Genomic DNA, 17,911 nt, shown 5'->3' with positions numbered 1-17,911 from the left:
CATCCGGGCTACTTGCTTTTACTCGGAGGAACTAAGTACTCATGGCAACGGTTAGTCAGCAGATCCAGAACTCTGATGAGGCAATCTGTCGAAATATCGAGTCGCTCGCTGACCAGCGGGCGTTGCTTTCGCAAAACGTACTCTCGCAGCTACGGAACCTCGTCGAGGGCGTAGCAGTTCGTCTCCATACGGGCTCACCCGACGCCGAATTCAACTATCCCGCGGTAGAACCGGGGCTAGCCTTCGTTAAGAGCAAGGGAAGGTTCAACTTCCTTGGCAAGTTTCACAAACTAATTCAGCAAAGTGCTTCTCACTACACTTGGGACGGGGATGCCTCCGAGCGTTTGATGCTCAAGTATTACGAGTACCTCTATCGTATCCGCAGCTTGCTTAAAGACACCTGTGGATTGGTAGTGTTGGCAAACCTTGAGGACTTTCCGGTCGACCTCGATCCGTCTCTGCGTGAGTACCACGAGAAGATCAGCGCAAGGATTGATGCAGCCCGCTCATCTTCGCCTGACAACAGCCCTCGCGATCGGTACTACATCCACAAGACTCGCCCGTTTTTCGTCAGGGGTCGGATTTACTACGAGGCGACCCTATATCGCGCTGTAAACAAAGTTAGCAAATTCGACCGCATCATCGCCTTCACCGATATCGACATGACCGATAAGTACGCGGCCATGCTGACACTCCGAAGAGATTCGATCGAAGTGCTTGGACAGACGATGCCGATCACGATCATTCGCGAGTGGGATGTCTCAATACGCCCGTGCGAGTTCGACAACTTCGCGCGTCTTTTTGGCTTCGCCTCTAAAGTACGGGCTGCCTCCACGGAGTATCGCTACCTAATGTACGGGCTAACGACTGGCTCGGGCACACTGCTTGACCTGCTTGACCTCCCGGATGACAAGTACGCGGCGACAAGAGCAGAAGCTACGGCTGGCGGCGCGCAACCGCTAATCTTCCCGGCACTAGATGAAGCGCGTCGCATAGTGAGGTCTGGCGCTCCTGGTCACAACGTCATTCGATATCTCATGCTGCGAATGCAGAACCAGATACTGAAGTCGCAGTATCACCGGGACGGCTGTAAGCTTCTTTCTGGCATGAAGCTTCCGTACAGCTGCATTCCATTTGACACCATGCCCTTCTGCACCTCCCTACCTAGCCACAACCCGCGGTACTGGGATCTTGTGGAAAGCCTTGATACGACCGGCAGGACCCATGAACTGCTCGTTCGAAGGGTGAAGAACAACGTGGAGCGCCATGGAAACCTCTACACGCCCGTGGCTGACCTCGAGGAGTTTGGAGACGTCAAAGGCTTGATCAACAGCTACAACAATAAGCTCTACTACACGCATACGGAGCGTCAGCTCGTGCTCGACAAGGGGCATGTCTTTGTCCGTGGGTATGAGAATGAAACTGTCTCAATCGTCGAGAAGCTTCAAGGGTACGCATCGTCCAAGATCGAAGGCTACACTCAAGCCGTCGAGCGCTGGCTCAACGAAACACCTCGTAGCATCGACGATCCGGCAAAGAAGAATGCACTCAAGCAGTTATTCAGCCAGTCGCGCGTCGCCTTGGTCTATGGAGCGGCTGGCACAGGAAAATCAACGATGGTCGACCACATCGCGCACTACTTCAACGACAAGGAGAAGCTCTTCCTTGCGCATACAAATCCAGCGAAGGACAACCTCCAACGCAAGGTGACCGCGCAGAACTCTGATTTCCGCACAATCAGCAGCCAGATTGGCAGGAGAGCCTCAGCTACGGAGTATGACCTTCTCGTTATCGACGAATGCAGCACTGTTAGTAACGCAGATTTGCTCGCAGTGCTGGAGAAAACATCCTTTAAGTTACTTGTGCTCGTTGGTGACGTTTACCAGATCGAATCGATCCAGTTCGGCAATTGGTTTGAGATCATCCGCTCATTCATCCCAAGCACCTCGGTGTTCGAGCTGACAACGCCCTACAGAACAAAGAATGACTCGCTCTTGAGCTTCTGGAACAAGGTTCGAGCCATCGAAGACGATCTCACTGAGATCATGGCGCGCAACGGGTACTCGACCGTCCTCGACAAAACACTGTTCGAACCCCAAGGAAAGGACGAGATCATTCTGTGCCTAAACTACGACGGTCTCTACGGCATCAATAACATCAACCGCTTCCTCCAGAGTGGCAATCCCGGCGCGGCGACTACTTGGCGCGTCTCCACATACAAGATCGGTGACCCTGTTCTCTTCAATGATACCGATCGGTTCCGACCTGTGATCTACAACAACCTCAAGGGCAGGATCGTCGGCATCGACCACGAACGCGGTCGGATTCAATTCGATGTAGAGCTTGATCGGCCGCTCAGCGAGTTCGACGTCGACATTGATGAGCTCGAATGGATAGAGGGCTCGACAGTGCGCTTCTCCGTCTACGAAGCCGATACCAGCGACGAGGACGACGACTCACTGAACACGACCGTGCCATTCCAAGTTGCCTACGCCGTTTCGATCCACAAAGCGCAGGGTTTAGAGTACGACTCCGTCAAGATCGTCATCACCGATGCGAATGAAGACGACATTACACACAGTATCTTTTACACAGCCGTAACTCGGGCACGTGAGCGCTTGCGGATATTCTGGACACCTGAGACGCAGCAGAGTGTTCTAAAGCGCCTCAGCCGAAGCACTTATTCAAAGGACGTCGCGATCCTAGCTAGCCGTCGTGACCTTACACCTGTCAACGGATAAGTTATGTAAGGTGCGCCCGGTAAGCGCCAGGGTCTCAAAGATGATAAAGGTGAGGTCGCTCATGAATGCTCCTGCGAAAGCGGCCGCTTGCGCGGCCGTTTCATTTTGGGTTGCTTCGGTAACACTCAGCGATTAGCCATAGCCAACCTGTACACCACCGAAATCATGCGATCAACTTCTTCGCAGGTGTTGTAGAACGCCAGTGACGGACGCACCGTGGTCTCGACACCGAAGCGACGCAGGATGGGTTGCGCGCAGTGGTGGCCGGTACGTACGGCGATGCCTTCGCGGTGGAGGGCCTTGCCGACCTCTTCGGTGTTGTGGCCATTGGTTGGATTCGCTACGCAACCCACCGCTTTCCGTCACGCTTGGGATGGTGGCTTGTCGCTTCCCTCCGCCCTTCCTACTTTGACTGTTCGTCGTCCTCGTTTCGATGTGAAGGCAGTGGATGCAGGATGGCGGCGATGAGCACGATGAGGGTGAGCGTGCCGAGGATGCTGCGGGTGAGATCGCTCATGGATGCTCCTGTGAAAACGGCCGCTTACGCGGCCGTTTCCTCTTTCAGACTTGCAGTACCGCTCAGCGATTCGCCGTCGCCAACCTGTACACCACCGAAATCATGCGATCAACTTCTTCGCAGGTGTTGTAGAAGGCCAGTGAAGGGCGCACCGTGGTCTCGACACCGAAGCGGCGCAGGATGGGTTGCGCGCAGTGGTGGCCGGTGCGCACGGCGATACCTTCGCGGTTGAGGGCCTTGCCGACTTCTTCGGTGGTGTAGCCCTTGAGCACGAAGGAAGCGACGCTGGCTTTGTCGGCTGCGGTGCCGATGAGGCGGATGCCGGGAATCGTCTTGAGACCATGCGTGGCGTATTCGAGCAGGTCGTGCTCGTAGCGGCCGATGTTCTCGATGCCGATGCGATCCACATAATCGAGCGCTGCACCCAGGCCGACCGCGTCCGCGATGTTGCCGGTGCCGGCTTCGAAGCGGTTGGGGGGCGGCTGGTAGATGGTGCGCTCGAAGGTGACGTCCGCGATCATGTTGCCGCCGCCTTGCCAGGGGGGCATGTGTTCGAGGATGTCGCGCTTGCCGTACACCACGCCAATGCCGGTGGGGCCGAAGATCTTGTGGCCGGAGAAGACGAAGAAGTCGGCATCGAGTTGCTGGACGTTGACGCGCATGTGCGACACGGACTGCGCGCCGTCGACCAGGGCCTTGGCGCCGACGCTGTGCGCCATGGCGACAATTTCCTTGATCGGCGTGACGGTGCCGAGTGCGTTGGAGACTTGCGTGACGGCGACGATCTTCACCTTGTCGGTGATGATCTTGCGCGCCTCATCCAACAGGATCTGGCCGCTGTCATCCACGGGAATCACGCGCAGCTTGGCTCCGACCTGCGCAGCGAGTTGCTGCCAGGGCACGATGTTGGCGTGGTGTTCGAGATTGGAGACGACGATCTCGTCACCGGCGCCGACGTTCTGCACGCCCCAGGTCTTGGCGATCAGGTTGATGGCTTCGGTGGTGCCGCGCACGAAGATGATCTCTTCGGCGGAGCCGGCACCGATGAAGCGTGCGACCTTGTTGCGTGCGCCCTCGTAGGCATCCGTGGCGCGCGCGGCGAGTTCGTGCGCGGCGCGGTGGATGTTGGAGTTCTCGTGCGCGTAGAAGTACGAGATGCGGTCGATGACGGACTGCGGCTTGTGCGTGGTGGCGGCGTTGTCGAACCAGACGAGCTGCTTGCCACCATGTTGTCCACTGAGCCGCTCCTGCAGGATGGGGAAGTCGCGGCGCACGGCGTTGACGTCGAAAGCCGGGTTGGCGTCCTGCTGGTGTGCGGGGGCTTTGCCTGTCTCATTACGAGTCAGATCGGTGAAGTAGTACCACTGATCTTTCTTCGCAGTCGACGGTGCAGCGGGCGCCGCAGCGGCCGTGGGTGGCGTGCCGACGAGCAGTGCGCGCAGTTCGTCTTCGCCGGGCAGGCCGAAGGAACGCGCGGTGACGCGGTCTTCACGCGGCACATCGACGTCGGGCGCAGCGACTGGATACGCACTCTTCTCGCCGAGGAAGTAGTACGGCGAGCTGGGCGGCTGTGCAGGTGCGTGTAAAGGCGGCTGCGGCGCATCGATGCTGGGCAGCGAGGCCGCGTAGGCTTCGGGCACGCCTTGGGCCTGACCACGGCTGGACGCACCACTGCTATCCGCAAATTTCTCGGGCACGCCGGTTTGCGTCGTTGCGGCAGGCGCGAGCGACGGGGCACGGGCGCCGAGTGCGAGCACCGGCTCGGGAGGCTGCGGCGGGGTGGCGAGCTGCGAGGGGCCGCCGATGTGGCTGAGCCCCAGCGGCAGGCCGTTGGCCACGCCACCGGGTGCCGCCGTCGTCGACGTGCTGCCGGGCAAGGCCGAGAAGAACTCGCCGGCCAGCCTGGCGATGTCGACGATATCCGGCAACTGCGCGATGGGTGGCGTCAAGCCACTCACGCCGGGATTCGCACCCGAACCCACACCACCCAAGCCGCCTGCTTCCGCAGGATTACTTGTAGGTGTCTGGGTAGTCATGGAACTTGCCGATCTCCACATCTTCAAGCACAGCGAGGGCGTCGTCGGTGAGGACGGCGAGCGAGCAGTACAGCGAAATCAGGTAGGACGCGATGGCGTTGCGGTTGATGCCCATGAAGCGCACCGACAGGCCGGGGCTCTGTTCGCCAGCGAGACCGGGCTGGAACAGGCCGATGACGCCCTGACGCTTTTCGCCCACGCGGATCAGCAGGATCTTGGTCTTGCCATCGGCAACCGGCACCTTGTCCGACGGGATCAGCGGGATGCCGCGCCAGGTGAGGAACTGCGAGCCGAACAGCGAGACGGTGGGAGGCGGCACACCACGGCGCGTGCACTCGCGACCGAAGGCAGCGATGGCGAGCGGGTGGGTGAGGAAGAAGGCGGGCTCTTTCCAGACCTTGGTGAGCAGCTCGTCGAGGTCGTCAGGCGTGGGGGCGCCGGTGAGCGGGTAGATGATCTGGTCGGGATGCACGCTGGCGAGCAGGCCGTAGTCCGGGTTGTTGATGAGCTCGGACTCCTGGCGCTCCTTGATGGTCTCGATGGTCAGGCGCAGCTGTTCCTTGATCTGGTCGTGCGGGCTGCTGTAGAGGTCGGAGACGCGCGTCTGCACGTCGAGCACGGTGCTGACGGCGTTGAGGAAGTATTCGCGCGGTTGTTCTTCGTAGTCGACGAAGGTGTTGGGCAGCTCATTGGAGCCCTCGCGCTGGGTGCAGGCGACCTGCACGTCCTGCGGGTTCTTCACCTTGTTGAGGCGGTAGATGCCGGCCTCGACCGGTTGCCATTGCAGAAGATGCGTCAGCCAGCGGGGGGTGATGATGGAAAGCTGGGGGACGGTCTTGGTTGCGTTGGCTAGCTGGCGGGCGGCGTTATCGCCCAGGGCCAGTTGTGTGGGTGCAGTGTCTGCCACGTTCGACTCCTGATGAAAAGATTGCAATTGGTTAGCGGAAAATCAGCTAAGCGAGTCTCGTGGAGTGGTGCACTGCACTCAACATGCTATAGCCATCAACTGCGTGGGCCTGCTTTGGCCCCCCTCTCCCGCTTGCGGGGCGAAGCAAGGGTTCCGCATTGCATGCAACTCGCTTGCGCAGCCGGTTGGCAGTGCAATGACAACCATGGGGCGCGGCGCGGAGTGGACGGGGGCCGGAGAGGGAAAATGATGGCACCCACCCCAAGCATCAAAGTCGCTGGATTCCCGCCTGCGCGGGAGTGACGGTGTCGGTGCTGAGGTGCCCGCCACTCCGCTCGTATCGCGCCAGCAAGGAGCTCGCTGTCACATCCAGCGCAATCGACAACTTGATCAGCGTGGCCAGCGAAGGCATGGCAGCGCCGCGCTCGATTTCGCCGACGTAGGAGCGGTTAAGGTCAGCGCGCTCGGCGAGCTGCTCTTGCGACAGGCTGCAGGACTCGCGCAGGTTGCGCACCACGGAGCCGAAGCGTACGGAGACCTCGGCGCTCATTGCACACCGCCTTTGCTGGAGGCAACGGCCTCGGAGGCAGGCCTGGGCTGGCTTTGCAGGCTGGCTTGCGTGACCTGGCTGCCGGGCGGCACGCTGTGGGTGAGCCAGACGTTGCCGCCGATGCTGGAGCCCTTGCCGATGGTGATGCGGCCGAGGATGGTGGCGCCGGCGTAGATGACCACGTCGTCTTCGACTTGCGGGTGGCGCGGCTGGCCTTTCTGCAGCTTGCCGTCTTCGCCCTTCTCGAAGCGTTTGGCACCCAGCGTGACGGCCTGGTAGATGCGCACGCGTTCACCGATGACAGCGGTCTCGCCGATCACGACGCCGGTACCGTGATCGATGAAGAAGCCGGCGCCGATCTGCGCACCCGGGTGGATGTCGATGCCGGTGGCGGAGTGGGCGATCTCGGCCACGATACGGGCCAGCAGCGGCACGCCGAGGCGGTAGAGCTGGTGCGCGAGGCGGTGGTGGATGATGGCAACGATGCCGGGGTAGCACAGCAGCACTTCATCGACGCTGCGCGCTGCGGGGTCGCCGTTGAAGGCAGCCTGCACGTCGGTGTCGAGCAGTGCGCGCACGTCGGGCAGCGTGGCGGCGAAGCCACGCACGATGCTAATGGCGGCAAGTTCAATTTCAATCGCGCTGGCGGAGGCGTGGCGCGCGGCGTAGCGCAATTCGAGGCGCACCTGCGCGAGCAGGGCGTTGAAGGCGGCGTCCAGCGTGTAGCCGACGTAGAAGTCTTCGCTCTCCTGTCGCAGGTCTGCAGGCCCGAGGCGCATGGGGAACAGCGCGGCGCAGAGGCTGGTGGTAATGCTCTCCAGTGCTTCGCGCGAGGGGAGCTCGCGGCCGCCGGATTCCTTGTTGCGTTGTTGTCCGTCGCGCCATTGTTCGCGTACGGCGCGCAGTTGGGTGACGACCTGGTCCAGCTCCCAGTTGGGTACTGCAGTCAGCAACTCGCGGGTTGATCCACTCTCACTCATTCCCTGCTCCACGATTGATACAACTCCGGGCAGGCTCACGCCCTGCCCTGCCAGCTTGCACCGGCTCAGTCCTGCAACCAGGGCAAACCGTGGTGACGCCAGCCACCGAGCGCACCGCGACGCTGTTGCGCGTCGAGGTCACCCTCGAAGCCTTCGAGCACGTTGAAGGCTTGCGTGTAGCCCGCCTTGGTCAGCGCCTCGGCAGCATCGACCGAGCGCTTGCCGCTTCGGCACAGCAGCAGCACGACGCGGTCCTTGCCGAGCTTGGCCTCGACCTCGCGCACGAAGCGCGGGTTGCGGGTCATGGAGGTGCCGGTAGCCCAGGCGACGTGCAGGCTGTCAGGGACGTAGCCGACGAACTTGCGTTCTTCGGCAGTACGCACGTCGAGCAGCACGGCATGCCCGTTGCTGAAAAGGGTCCAGGCATCTTGCGGGGAAATGCCGCCGGCATAGCCGAGCGCGGCTTCGGCAGCCTGCTGGCGAGCGCGGTCGAGGATGGCAATGGCGCCAGCGCTCAAGGGCGCGGCATCGGCAAGCGGCGCGCCCCGAGACAGGGGGACGGATTGAAGCGCGGCGTTGGACATTCGGGGTCTCCTGTGACGTCTCGGTGAAGGCTGACGCACAGCTTATGAGCGGCCCCATGGGGTGCGGAACGAAGAAATACTGCAATGCAAATGCTGCAATGCTTATCTGACAAACGAGGGGCAGGTCGGCGTGCAGTCAGCGTCCGCGCGCCGATGTGCCGTGGCGCGGCCCGCGCGGGGTCTGACTCGCCGCAATGCAGCACAAATTCCCTGTTGCCCGGTCACACTAATGTTCCTAATATCCCGTCACCGGGAATATGTCACACAGCAAAACACCGGACGATCCGCTCCGTTCCCGCAGTCCGGTTCGATTACAAATCCAGGAGACAACATGAGAAGCAAGCAACTCGCGCTGTTGGCGCTATTGGCTGGCGTCATGGTCGATGCCAGCGCGGCAAACCGCCCCGCCGGTTACACCACCATCTGTACCGAGGGCAAGACCTGCTCTGTAGCAGCCAACACGAACGTGGCCTTCGGCCGCGCTGACAAGTTCACCTACAAGGTTCTCTCGGGCAGCTTCGTCTGTTCCGAAGCCACCTTCGGCGCCGGCACCAAGGTCGCCGGCGGCACCAACGAGTGCTCGGCACCGTCGGGCACCGCATCGTCGAGCGCCTCGTCGGTGGCCTCGAGCAGCGTTGCGTCCAGCAGCGTTGCGTCGAGCTCAAGCAGCTCGAAGTCGAGCAGCACGCCCTCCTCGTCCAGCAGCAGCTCGAAGTCCTCGAGCTCCGCCGGATCGAGCCTGAGCGCCAATGTGACGGTGCCGGCATGGCAGGGTTGCCCGGCCTACGTGGCACCCAGCAGCGTCGAGCCGCTGACGGCATCGATCACCGTGCCCGCCGGCACGACCTATGACGGCGGCGGCAAGCGCTTCCAGCTGTCGAACGCTGGCCAGTCTGAAGGTCAGCCGCCGGTCTTCCTGCTGGAAGAAGGCGCGACCCTGCGCAATGCCGTGATCGGTGATCTCGCCGCTGACGGCGTGCACTGCAAGGGCAACTGCACGGTCTACAACGTGTGGTGGGAAGACATCGGTGAGGACGCTGCCACAGCACTCGGCGCATCGGGCACCACGATGCGTGTGGACTGCGGCGGCGCCTTCCTCGGCACCGACAAGACCTTCCAGCACAACGGCCAGGGCACGCTGCACATCACCCGCTTTGTGGCAGACAACTGGAAGAGCAAGGGCGGCAAGTTCTATCGCTCCTGCGGCGACTGCACGGGCAACAAGGGTCCGCGCAACGTGATCATCGAGAATTCGCGCGTCCACAACCACCAGACCATCGTGGGTGTGAACAGCTCGTACTCGAACGGCTCGACGCCTGACAAGGCCACGCTGCGTAACCTCTATCTGCTGCGCTGGAACGGCGAAATCGAAGTCTGCTCGACCTTCAAGGGCGTCGAGAAGGGTTCGGGCTCGTCGAGCAACATCGGTCCGGAGTGGAGCACCAGCACGTGTAACGTGAGCTACACCGACATCTTCGCCGTCGATCAACTGAACGGCACGAAGAAGACCGGCATCGCTCCGGGCAACGGTGTGGATCCTGCACCGGTCAACCGCGTGAAGGAAAGCTGGACGTACTAAGTTGCACGCACTGAGCTGGACGTACTGATCACCGTACGTATTCAGGCTGCAAATCTCAGGCTGCAAATGACAGAACGCCCGGAGAGAAATCTCCGGGCGTTCTGCTTTGCGCCGGCCGCCCTCATCGGAGCGGCGACGTTCAGCCCTTCAGGTCGCGAACATGATCGCGCAGATAGTCCTGCAGCGAACGCGCCGGCTGGCCGGTCAGTGTCTGCACCGTGTCGTTGACGGCAGCGGTCCAGCCTTCGCGCACGGGGTAGAAAATCATGGCAAGGAAGCGTGCATAGGCTTCGCTGAGGCCGATCTGCACCATATTGCGCACGAAGGTTTCGTCATCGATGGCGGTGTAGCGCACGGGTTTGTCGATAGTGCTGCCGATCAGTGTGGCGGCTTCGGCGTAGCTGTGTGCTGTTGCGCCCGTGAGATTGAACGCCTGTCCATCGAAACGGTGGGTGGTCAGCACCGCAGCCGCACTCGCGGCAATGTCGCGTACGTCGATGAAGCTGGTCTTGCCCTCGCCGGCCGGCAAGGCGATGTTCCCCTGCAGGATGCCGCCGAGCCAGAAGTTGTGGAAGTTGTCGGCGAACCAGTTGGGCCTCAGGATCACGCAGGGCGTGCCGGAGCGCTCCAGTGCCAGTTCGACCTGACGGTAGGGAATGCTGTCATCGGCATCGACGCCCAGCGCCGTCTGCAGCACCACCTTCACCTTGCGCGCCGCCAACGCCTCGATCACGGGCGTCAGCAACTCGCGCGAATTCACGTTGCCACCCGGCAACAGCACGTAGGCGCGATCGACGCCGTCAAAAGCCGTGGCAAAGGTCTCGGGCTTGTCGTAGTCGAACACAGCGCCTTCAGCGCCACCGATCGCCGTGCCTGAACGGCTCGCTGCCTTGACGCGCTCGCCCTTGGCCAGCAGTGCTTGGACGAGGGGGCGACCGACGTTGCCGTTGGCGCCCAGGACCAGAATCTTTTCACTCATGTGCAGCTCCCAGTTTCAAATGGATACTGGTATCTGATTGATACCTGATGCCATACTAGAAACTATGCGATGCGCCGCAAAGAACGCACTTCGACGTAACCAGGTTTCCCCGAGGAAACCGGCAAGGAGCCCGACATGCCCCGCAAGAAAACCGATGACACCACACTGGACACCAGCCCGCCGAGCGATGGCGACATGCTCTACAGCGTGTTCGAAGACCTCTGCCCCACGCGTCTTGTGCTCGACCGCCTGGCCGACAAATGGGCCGTGCTGATCCTCGACCGCCTGCAGCAAGGTCCGCTGCGCTTCAACAGCCTGAAGCGCGACATAAAGCGCATCACGCAGAAGGTGTTGACGCAGACGCTGCGCAAACTCGAACGCGACGGCCTCATCGCACGACAGGTCTTCGCTACCGTGCCGGTCACCGTCGAATATTCGCTGACGCCACTCGGCGAAACGCTTAACGAATTCATCTCCGGCCTCGCCCACTGGGCCGAGCACAACATCGAGGCCGTGCTCGCAGCGCAGGCGGCGTTCGATGCGGCTGCGGCGCCTTCGACACCGGCGAATGTCACGGTGCATCGGCTGTAACTACTGCCCTCATGGCGTAGTGCTGCCGCAAAGCGACTTGGATATTCTGCTGGTCACAACAACCAGCGCACGGAGCCGATCCCCATGAGCAACCTCGTACAGGCCCTCACCACTCTGCAGTACGTCAAGGGGCGCATGCCCCTCGACAGCTCCGACAACAAGAGCACCCGCCCCGATCTGATCGCACAGGATCCGCAAAGCCAGCAAGATCGTCGCGACAGGCAACAAGCCAAGAAGAACAAGGTCGACAGCATCCGCGCCCACCATCGCTGCCCGGCTCGCCCCCAAGACGCTACGCCGAAGAACGTCGTGCTGTATGGCGCCTTCGCGATTGCCGCTGGCGCTGGCAACTGCCTCGAAATGTCCTGCGCCTCGGTCTGGTACCTCAACGAGAGCGGGCGCTTCAACTACGACATGGTCTACTACCCCGGCCACAACGCGCCGGGGCAAGGGGTGCGCGACCACATCTTCGTGGCCATCGGTCAGACCAGCGACGGGAACGGCGACTTCCCGACCGACTTCAATGCGTGGGACCCCGACGCCGCCATTTGCGACGTCTGGGCCGACATCGCCTGCCCCGCCCGTGACTATCCGGCACGCTGGCGCGCCCGGATGAGCAACTGGCGCTATAGCGGACTCCTCATCGCCAATCGCCTGCCCACCGATGACATGTGGTCCAACCTTGTCGATCTGCCCAAGAAGTCCTACCTGCAACCCGTCTGAGGCAAGAGATCACCATGCAACGCAGGAACAACTTCGCCCGCTTCGGCTGGGGGTTCAGCCTGTTCTTCCTGCTCGGTTGCGCCGCCTTCACCTGGATTTTCTTTCGCGACGGTGTCTCGCACGTCCCCATCTACAGCGCGGACATTGCCGAGTACTAACCGCCATGGTTCGTGCCCACGGTGCTCAGCATTTTCTGGGCAGCCGGTCTCGGCATGGCCAGCCATTTCCTTGCCGTTCCCTGCGTCAAGGCGGAGGGCGACCATGCCGGCAGCTTCCACATCGAACGGCGCTGGTTGTTCCGGCGGGGCAGCCAGACGCTGCAACGACAGGACATCGCCTCGGCGGAGCTGGTGGAAACAAAGGATTCCGAAGGTGCCCCCTACTTCAGCGTGCGCGCTGCAGTGACAGCAGGGTGGTCAGTCGAGATTGCCGAGGGCAGCGACAAAGCGCAATGCGAGCAGGTGCTCAAGGACTTCGAGGCAGCACTCGACTGAATCTCCCTGCCCGTCCGGGCAAATGAAACAGATGAAACACAATCCCGCCTCCTGCGAAACGGAATTGATACGCGCAGAAACGACGATGCGTTCCAGACAGACTCCCTCTGGAAGGAACGAACATGTTGTCGATAGCAGAGCGTGGCCCAGCAATCAGCTTCCGGCACTGGCTGGCAAGTAGTGGGGTATTGGTTCCCACGGAGCTTGGCGTGGGCGGCGCACTGACGGTCAGCCTACTGGCAGTGAATCGGCCCGTGTGGTCGCTGCTGGTCGCTGTGTGGCTGCTGGTTTACGCCAGCTACCAGATCGATTCGCTCGGTGAACTCAAGAATTTCGACACCAGCACAGCCTCGTCCCGCTCACGCTACCTGCAGGCGCGCAAAGGTCGCGTGGTCTTACAGGGGGTTGCAGCCTTCCTGGGCGCGATGCTGGTCACGGCCCTGCACGCCGGAGTCTGGATGTCCCTGTCGCTGCTTATCTTCCCCGCTTCGGTAGTGCTGTACGGCATGCCGGTATTGCGTCGCATGTCGCTGGGCCTCATCCCCTTCGACTGCGTGAAGAGCATCCCCTATGCGAAGTCTTTCTACACCGCGTTTTTCTGGGGGCTGCTGGGCGTTTTCTCGCTGGTCTATGTCGATCCCGCTTGCGCAGTCGGCGGCGCTCTGCTGGTCTTCGTGCTGTTTGCGCAGCGCCTGTTCATTAACACCGTGTTCTGCGACTTCAAGGACATCGAACGTGATCGCGCAGCTGGCGTGGTGACGCCCTTTGTAACGCTGGGGCGCGACAGGGCGTTGCGCATTCTCGCAGGGCTAAACCTCACGACGCCGCTCCTTCTGGCCATGGCCGTCTGCATCGGCGCACTGCCCGCGTCGGCCCTCTTCCTGAGCGCCACGGTTGTCTACACGCAGCTCTATCTGAACGCAGCGCGACATGCGCAGATCAATGCCGAGCTGCTGTGCAACGTAACAGCGGATGCCGAATGGCTGCTGTGGCCGCTCTACCTGATTGTCGCCAACGCCATTCTCTGAAAGTCAAAAATCATGGATGCCTATACGCACCCGTTCTACCAACTCCTGCTTCTCACCTGCATGCTGGGCTGGCTTATCAGCTATGTCGTAATCATCCGCCGCGGCATTAAGGATCGCGCTTGCGGCATGCCCCTCGTACCCCTGTGCATAAACCTGTCCTGGGAATTCATCTTCGGCTTCATGCACCCGGACCTGCCACCGGCCAACTACGTATGTATGGCCTACTTTGTTCTCGACCTGGGTATCGTGTGGACGTACTTCAAATACGGCCGCGAGGAGATGCCCGCTCTGCTGCCACGTGCGCTGTTCATCCCGGCCTTCCTGCTGGTACTCGCCATGAGCTTCGCGGGTGTGCTCGCGGTGACGTATCACTTCAACGACTGGACCGGCAGCTACACCGGTTGGGGCGACAACTTCCTCATCCCCTGCGCGCTGATCGCCATGCTGCTGAGACGCGGCAACACGCGTGGGCAGTCGATGTACGTCGCCGTGCTGACCTGGCTGGCGAGCATCGCTCTGGTGCCGTTCGAGATACGCATCTCGCCAGACTCGCTGCTGCTTAACTATCTTTATGTCGGTTTCATCGTGTTCGGTGCGATTTACATCGTGCTGCTGTATCGGACGTTCAAAGCGGAGGGCAAACAGCCATGGCAAGTCTGGTGAGTTCAACAATGGAGGCATCCGTGGCAGCAGCGTCCGTGACGATGTCGCGATACGAAGCTTTTGTGGCACGCAAGCGCGAGCACATCCTGCGCGCGTTGGACGACGCCTGTCAGGCAACAGGCTTGAGCGGACTCGATGACTTCGAACTCGAACACGAGGCACTGCCCGATATCGACCTCGACGAAGTGACGCTGGCTTCGCGCCTGCTGGGCCAGCCCGCGCCCACGCCGTTCTATGTGGCCGGCATGACCGCCGGTCACCCCGACGCAGCGAAGATCAACCGCCTGCTGGCACGCGCCTGCGAACGACGTGGCTGGGCCATGGGCGTCGGCTCACAACGCCGTCAGCTGTCTGCAACGCGCGCCGATGCCGAGCTCGACCAGTGGGCGCAGCTGCGCGCCGAAGCGCCCGCGCTGGTGCTGTTCGGCAATATCGGCCTGAGCCAGATCATCGGAACACCCATCCATTACCTGCAGGATCTGGTGACATCGATCCGCGCGCAAGCACTGGCCGTGCATCTCAACCCGCTGCAAGAATGCATGCAGCCCGAAGGCACGCCGCAGTTCCGAGGCGGACGCGCGGCACTGCAGGCGCTGTGCGCAGAGCTGGGCGTGCCAGTCGTGCTCAAGGAGACTGGCTGCGGCTTCTCGGCGCGCACCCTGCGCTCGCTGGAAGGTATTGGCCTCGCCGCTGTGGACGTGAGCGGACTCGGCGGTACGCACTGGGGCCGCATCGAAGGCGCACGCGCAGCGAACACACCGGGTGCCGGCATGCAGGCGCAGGCTGCAGAGACCTTCCGCAACTGGGGCGTCTCGACAGCACAATCCGTCATCCATGCACGCAGCACCCTGCCCCGCGTCGAATGCTGGGCATCGGGCGGTGTGCGCTCGGGGCTGGACGCCGCCAAGCTGATCGCCCTCGGCGCCGAACGCGTGGGCTATGCACGCCCAGCACTGGAAGCAGCGCTGGCCGGAGAAGAGGTGCTGGACCGTTGGATGGCGCAGCAGGAGCACGAGTTGCGCATTGCGCTGTTCTGTAGCGGCTGCATCGATCCAGCGTCGTTGCGGCTGCGGCACGCTGCGATGATGGCAAACACCTACTTTACGTGGCGCCGTCATTCCCGCGAACGCGGGAATCCAGAGGGCTTTTGCTTTAGCAAAAGCGGTTCTCTCGCTGGTATGACGCAAGGCACTCGCCTGCGGCAAGCCCGTGGATTCCCGCGTTCGCGGGAATGACAGCCCCATTAGAAATTGAGAGCGTAGTCGCCAGAAAAAAGCCCGCTTCGCAGCGGGCTTTTTCATGCACTGAACAACCGACCCGTTACTTCTCGTCGCCCCCCGTCAGCAACGGAATGCTGCCTTCGGATTGCGAGCCCAGCAGGCCGCTGGCCACATAAATGCCCAGCTTCTGGCGCGTGTCGCTGATATCGAGGTTGCGCATGGTGAGCTGGCCGATGCGGTCGGCTGGCGTGAAGGCGGCGTCCTCGACCTTCTCCATCGACAAACGCTCGGGCGCGTAGGTGAGGTTCGGGCTCTCGGTGTTGAGGATGCTGTAGTCGTTGCCGCGACGCAGTTCCAGCGTGACTTCGCCGGTGATGGCGCGGGCGACCCAGCGCTGGGCGGTTTCGCGCAGCATCAGGCATTGCGGGTCGAACCAGCGGCCTTGATACAGCAGGCGACCGAGGCGCAGGCCGTTGATGCGGTATTGCTCGACCGTGTCTTCGTTGTGGATGCCGGTAACGAGGCGCTCGTAGACGATGTGCAGCAGGGCCATGCCCGGGGCTTCGTAGATGCCGCGGCTCTTGGCTTCGATGATGCGGTTTTCGATCTGGTCGCACATGCCGAGGCCGTGACGGCCGCCGATGGCATTAGCTTCAGCGAAGAGATCCACTGCGTTCGCGAAGCTGCGGCCGTTGATGGCAACGGGCACGCCTTCCTCAAACCGCACGGTAACGGTCTCGGGCTTGACGACCACGTCTTCACGCCAGAAGGCGACGCCCATGATGGGCTTGACGATGTGCATGCCGGCGTTGAGGAATTCGAGATCCTTCGCTTCGTGCGTGGCACCGAGCATGTTGGAGTCGGTCGAATAGGCCTTCTCGACACTCATCTTGTAGTCGAAGCCATTGGCGATGAGGTATTCGCTCATCTCCTTGCGGCCGCCGAGTTCGTCGATGAAGCTCTGGTCGAGCCAGGGCTTGTAGATCTTCAGTGCGGGATTGGCGAGCAGGCCGTAGCGGTAGAAGCGTTCGATGTCGTTGCCCTTGTAGGTCGAACCGTCGCCCCAGATGTTGACGCCATCTTCCTTCATCGCGACGACCAGGGCGGTGCCGGTCACGGCACGGCCGAGCGGTGTCGTATTGAAATACGTCGCGCCACCACTCTTGATATGGAAGGCACCGGACTGGATGGCGGCAATGCCTTCGGCCACGAGCTGCGGGCGGCAGTCGATCAGGCGGGCAATCTCGGCGCCATAGGCCTTGGCCTTGCGCGGGATTTCGTCGTAGTCGGATTCGTCGGGCTGGCCGAGGTTGGCGGTGTAGGCACAGGGCACGGCGCCCTTGCCGCGCATCCAGTGCACGGCGGCCGAGGTGTCGAGACCGCCGGAAAAGGCGATGCCGACGCGTTCGCCGGCGGGGATCTTCTGGAGAATGGTTGCAGCCACGGGGATTTCTCTGCGAAAAATGAAAGATAGCTGGGCAAAACGCAGCAAGACCGCGATTGTACCGCGTTGCCCCGGGCAAGCCGAGCCTTGGCGGCGGACCTCAGTCGGGGCCGACTGGCGCGGCCAGCATCTGCGTCAGCAGGGGCTGCATGGCCGCGGCCCAGATTTCGTAGCCTTTCACCGCCGGATGCAACTGGTCGGGCATGACGTCGGACGGAATGCGGCCATCGACCAGGAAGCGCTCGCCAATGTCGAGATAACGCACGCGCTGGCCGTCGTCCAGCTTCGCAAGACTGGCGTTTGCTGTGCGGATGGCTTCCATGCGTCGCACTGCGTCGTCCGGGCTGCCGTCCGCATTCTTGCGCGGACCGCGTGGAAAGATGCCCAGCAGCAGCACGCGCGAGACCGGCGACTTGGCGTGCAGCGTGGCGACGATGTCGCGCACACCCGCTGCAATGTCTTCGCCTCGCTGGCTGGCGCTGTTGTTGGTGCCGATCATGAGCACGATCACGCGCGGCCGGATGCGGTCCAGCTCGCCGTTGTCGAGCCGCCACAGCACGTGCTCGACGCGGTCGCCGCCGATGCCGAAATTGGCGGCGCGCAGGCTGCCGTAATGCTGCTGCCACACGGCAGGCGCCTTGCCCCAGCCTTCGGTGATCGAGTCACCGAGGAATAGCAGATCCACCGGCCCCTCTTGCGCACGCTGCAGGAAAGCTGCGTGCTTGCGCAGGAACACCCCGCCGTCGCGCTTTTCAGCCGCTTGCAAACGACGCACCGGGATTGGCGCCGCCTCACTGCTGGCGGGCGGTGGCGCACTGACACAACCGGTCAGGCACAAACTCAGTACAAGACAGACAGCTAGCAGGCGGCGCATA

At 61.9% G+C, this 17,911-nt stretch carries 18 protein-coding genes; 9 read left to right on the top strand and 9 right to left on the bottom strand.

The features are described 5' to 3' along the window. Positions 1-41 precede the first annotated feature (41 nt). Positions 42-2,741 carry an ATP-dependent DNA helicase gene (locus tag ABEA02_RS00755; protein WP_345530904.1) on the top strand — a complete coding sequence of 900 codons (2,700 nt, stop codon included), beginning with the start codon at positions 42-44 and terminating at the stop codon, positions 2,739-2,741. A gap of 125 nt (positions 2,742-2,866) precedes the next feature. On the opposite strand, the gene ABEA02_RS00750 is transcribed toward ABEA02_RS00755, so the two are convergent. The 6 genes from ABEA02_RS00750 to ABEA02_RS00725 all read right to left on the bottom strand — a co-directional run bounded on the left by ABEA02_RS00750 (position 2,867) and on the right by ABEA02_RS00725 (position 8,315). Continuing rightward, positions 2,867-3,094: an aminotransferase class V-fold PLP-dependent enzyme gene (locus ABEA02_RS00750; protein WP_345530903.1), complete on the bottom strand. Its 228-nt coding sequence runs from the start codon at positions 3,092-3,094 to the stop codon at positions 2,867-2,869. A gap of 226 nt (positions 3,095-3,320) precedes the next feature. Next, on the bottom strand, positions 3,321-5,294 hold the full coding sequence (locus tag ABEA02_RS00745; RefSeq protein ID WP_345530902.1) for a family 2A encapsulin nanocompartment cargo protein cysteine desulfurase: 1,974 nt from the start codon (positions 5,292-5,294) through the stop codon (positions 3,321-3,323). Then, positions 5,269-6,201 carry a family 2A encapsulin nanocompartment shell protein gene (locus tag ABEA02_RS00740; protein ID WP_345530901.1) on the bottom strand — a complete coding sequence of 311 codons (933 nt, stop codon included), beginning with the start codon at positions 6,199-6,201 and terminating at the stop codon, positions 5,269-5,271. Before ABEA02_RS00740 ends, ABEA02_RS00745 begins: the two co-directional genes overlap by 26 nt. A 268-nt stretch (positions 6,202-6,469) precedes the next feature. Next, a complete protein-coding gene (locus ABEA02_RS00735) occupies positions 6,470-6,751 on the bottom strand; it encodes a helix-turn-helix domain-containing protein (RefSeq protein ID WP_345530900.1) in 282 nt (93 codons plus the stop codon). After that, on the bottom strand, positions 6,748-7,731 hold the full coding sequence (gene epsC, locus ABEA02_RS00730) for a serine O-acetyltransferase EpsC (protein WP_345530899.1): 984 nt from the start codon (positions 7,729-7,731) through the stop codon (positions 6,748-6,750). The genes ABEA02_RS00735 and epsC overlap by 4 nt, the downstream gene beginning before the upstream one ends. Before the next feature lie 65 nt (positions 7,732-7,796). Next, positions 7,797-8,315: a rhodanese-like domain-containing protein gene (locus ABEA02_RS00725; RefSeq protein ID WP_345530898.1), complete on the bottom strand. Its 519-nt coding sequence runs from the start codon at positions 8,313-8,315 to the stop codon at positions 7,797-7,799. A gap of 331 nt (positions 8,316-8,646) precedes the next feature. Here ABEA02_RS00725 and ABEA02_RS00720 point away from each other — a divergent pair, with 331 nt between their 5' ends. Further along, on the top strand, positions 8,647-9,894 hold the full coding sequence (locus ABEA02_RS00720; RefSeq protein ID WP_345530897.1) for a pectate lyase: 1,248 nt from the start codon (positions 8,647-8,649) through the stop codon (positions 9,892-9,894). Positions 9,895-10,033: 139 nt separating this feature from the next. Here the strand turns inward: ABEA02_RS00720 and ABEA02_RS00715 are convergent, their stop codons facing one another. Beyond that, positions 10,034-10,873, bottom strand: a complete 840-nt coding sequence (locus tag ABEA02_RS00715) for an SDR family oxidoreductase (protein ID WP_345530896.1) — start codon at positions 10,871-10,873, stop codon at positions 10,034-10,036. Between the two features lie 135 nt (positions 10,874-11,008). On the opposite strand from ABEA02_RS00715, the gene ABEA02_RS00710 reads away from it, so the two are divergent. From ABEA02_RS00710 to fni, 7 genes are all read left to right on the top strand, one after another. After that, entirely contained in the window at positions 11,009-11,464 is a 456-nt protein-coding gene (locus ABEA02_RS00710; RefSeq protein ID WP_345530895.1) for a winged helix-turn-helix transcriptional regulator, read from the top strand. An 84-nt stretch (positions 11,465-11,548) separates the two neighbouring features. After that, entirely contained in the window at positions 11,549-12,187 is a 639-nt protein-coding gene (locus ABEA02_RS00705; protein ID WP_345530894.1) for a hypothetical protein, read from the top strand. A gap of 14 nt (positions 12,188-12,201) precedes the next feature. Then, the gene (locus tag ABEA02_RS00700; RefSeq protein WP_345530893.1) at positions 12,202-12,345 is read left to right on the top strand and encodes a hypothetical protein; all 144 of its coding nucleotides are present in this window, start codon (positions 12,202-12,204) and stop codon (positions 12,343-12,345) included. Between the two features lie 54 nt (positions 12,346-12,399). Then, the gene (locus ABEA02_RS00695) at positions 12,400-12,681 is read left to right on the top strand and encodes a hypothetical protein (protein WP_345530892.1); all 282 of its coding nucleotides are present in this window, start codon (positions 12,400-12,402) and stop codon (positions 12,679-12,681) included. Positions 12,682-12,803: 122 nt separating this feature from the next. Continuing rightward, positions 12,804-13,709: a UbiA prenyltransferase family protein gene (locus ABEA02_RS00690; protein ID WP_345530891.1), complete on the top strand. Its 906-nt coding sequence runs from the start codon at positions 12,804-12,806 to the stop codon at positions 13,707-13,709. Between the two features lie 12 nt (positions 13,710-13,721). Then, positions 13,722-14,372 carry a transmembrane-type terpene cyclase gene (locus ABEA02_RS00685; RefSeq protein WP_345530890.1) on the top strand — a complete coding sequence of 217 codons (651 nt, stop codon included), beginning with the start codon at positions 13,722-13,724 and terminating at the stop codon, positions 14,370-14,372. Between the two features lie 20 nt (positions 14,373-14,392). Beyond that, positions 14,393-15,607 (top strand): type 2 isopentenyl-diphosphate Delta-isomerase, encoded by a 1,215-nt coding sequence (fni, locus tag ABEA02_RS00680; RefSeq protein WP_345530889.1) that lies wholly within the window; start codon positions 14,393-14,395, stop codon positions 15,605-15,607. Positions 15,608-15,692: 85 nt separating this feature from the next. On the opposite strand, the gene argG is transcribed toward fni, so the two are convergent. Next, positions 15,693-17,036 (bottom strand): argininosuccinate synthase, encoded by a 1,344-nt coding sequence (gene argG / locus ABEA02_RS00675; protein WP_345530888.1) that lies wholly within the window; start codon positions 17,034-17,036, stop codon positions 15,693-15,695. A 100-nt stretch (positions 17,037-17,136) separates the two neighbouring features. Then, on the bottom strand, positions 17,137-17,910 hold the full coding sequence (locus tag ABEA02_RS00670) for a GDSL-type esterase/lipase family protein (protein ID WP_345530887.1): 774 nt from the start codon (positions 17,908-17,910) through the stop codon (positions 17,137-17,139). Position 17,911 lies beyond the last annotated feature (1 nt).

Origin of the sequence: Viridibacterium curvum (assembly GCF_039544165.1) — a bacterium.
GTDB lineage: Bacteria > Pseudomonadota > Gammaproteobacteria > Burkholderiales > Rhodocyclaceae > Viridibacterium > Viridibacterium curvum.
Note: the sequence above shows the minus strand (reverse complement) of the source record. Positions and strands in the feature narration are given on the sequence as shown.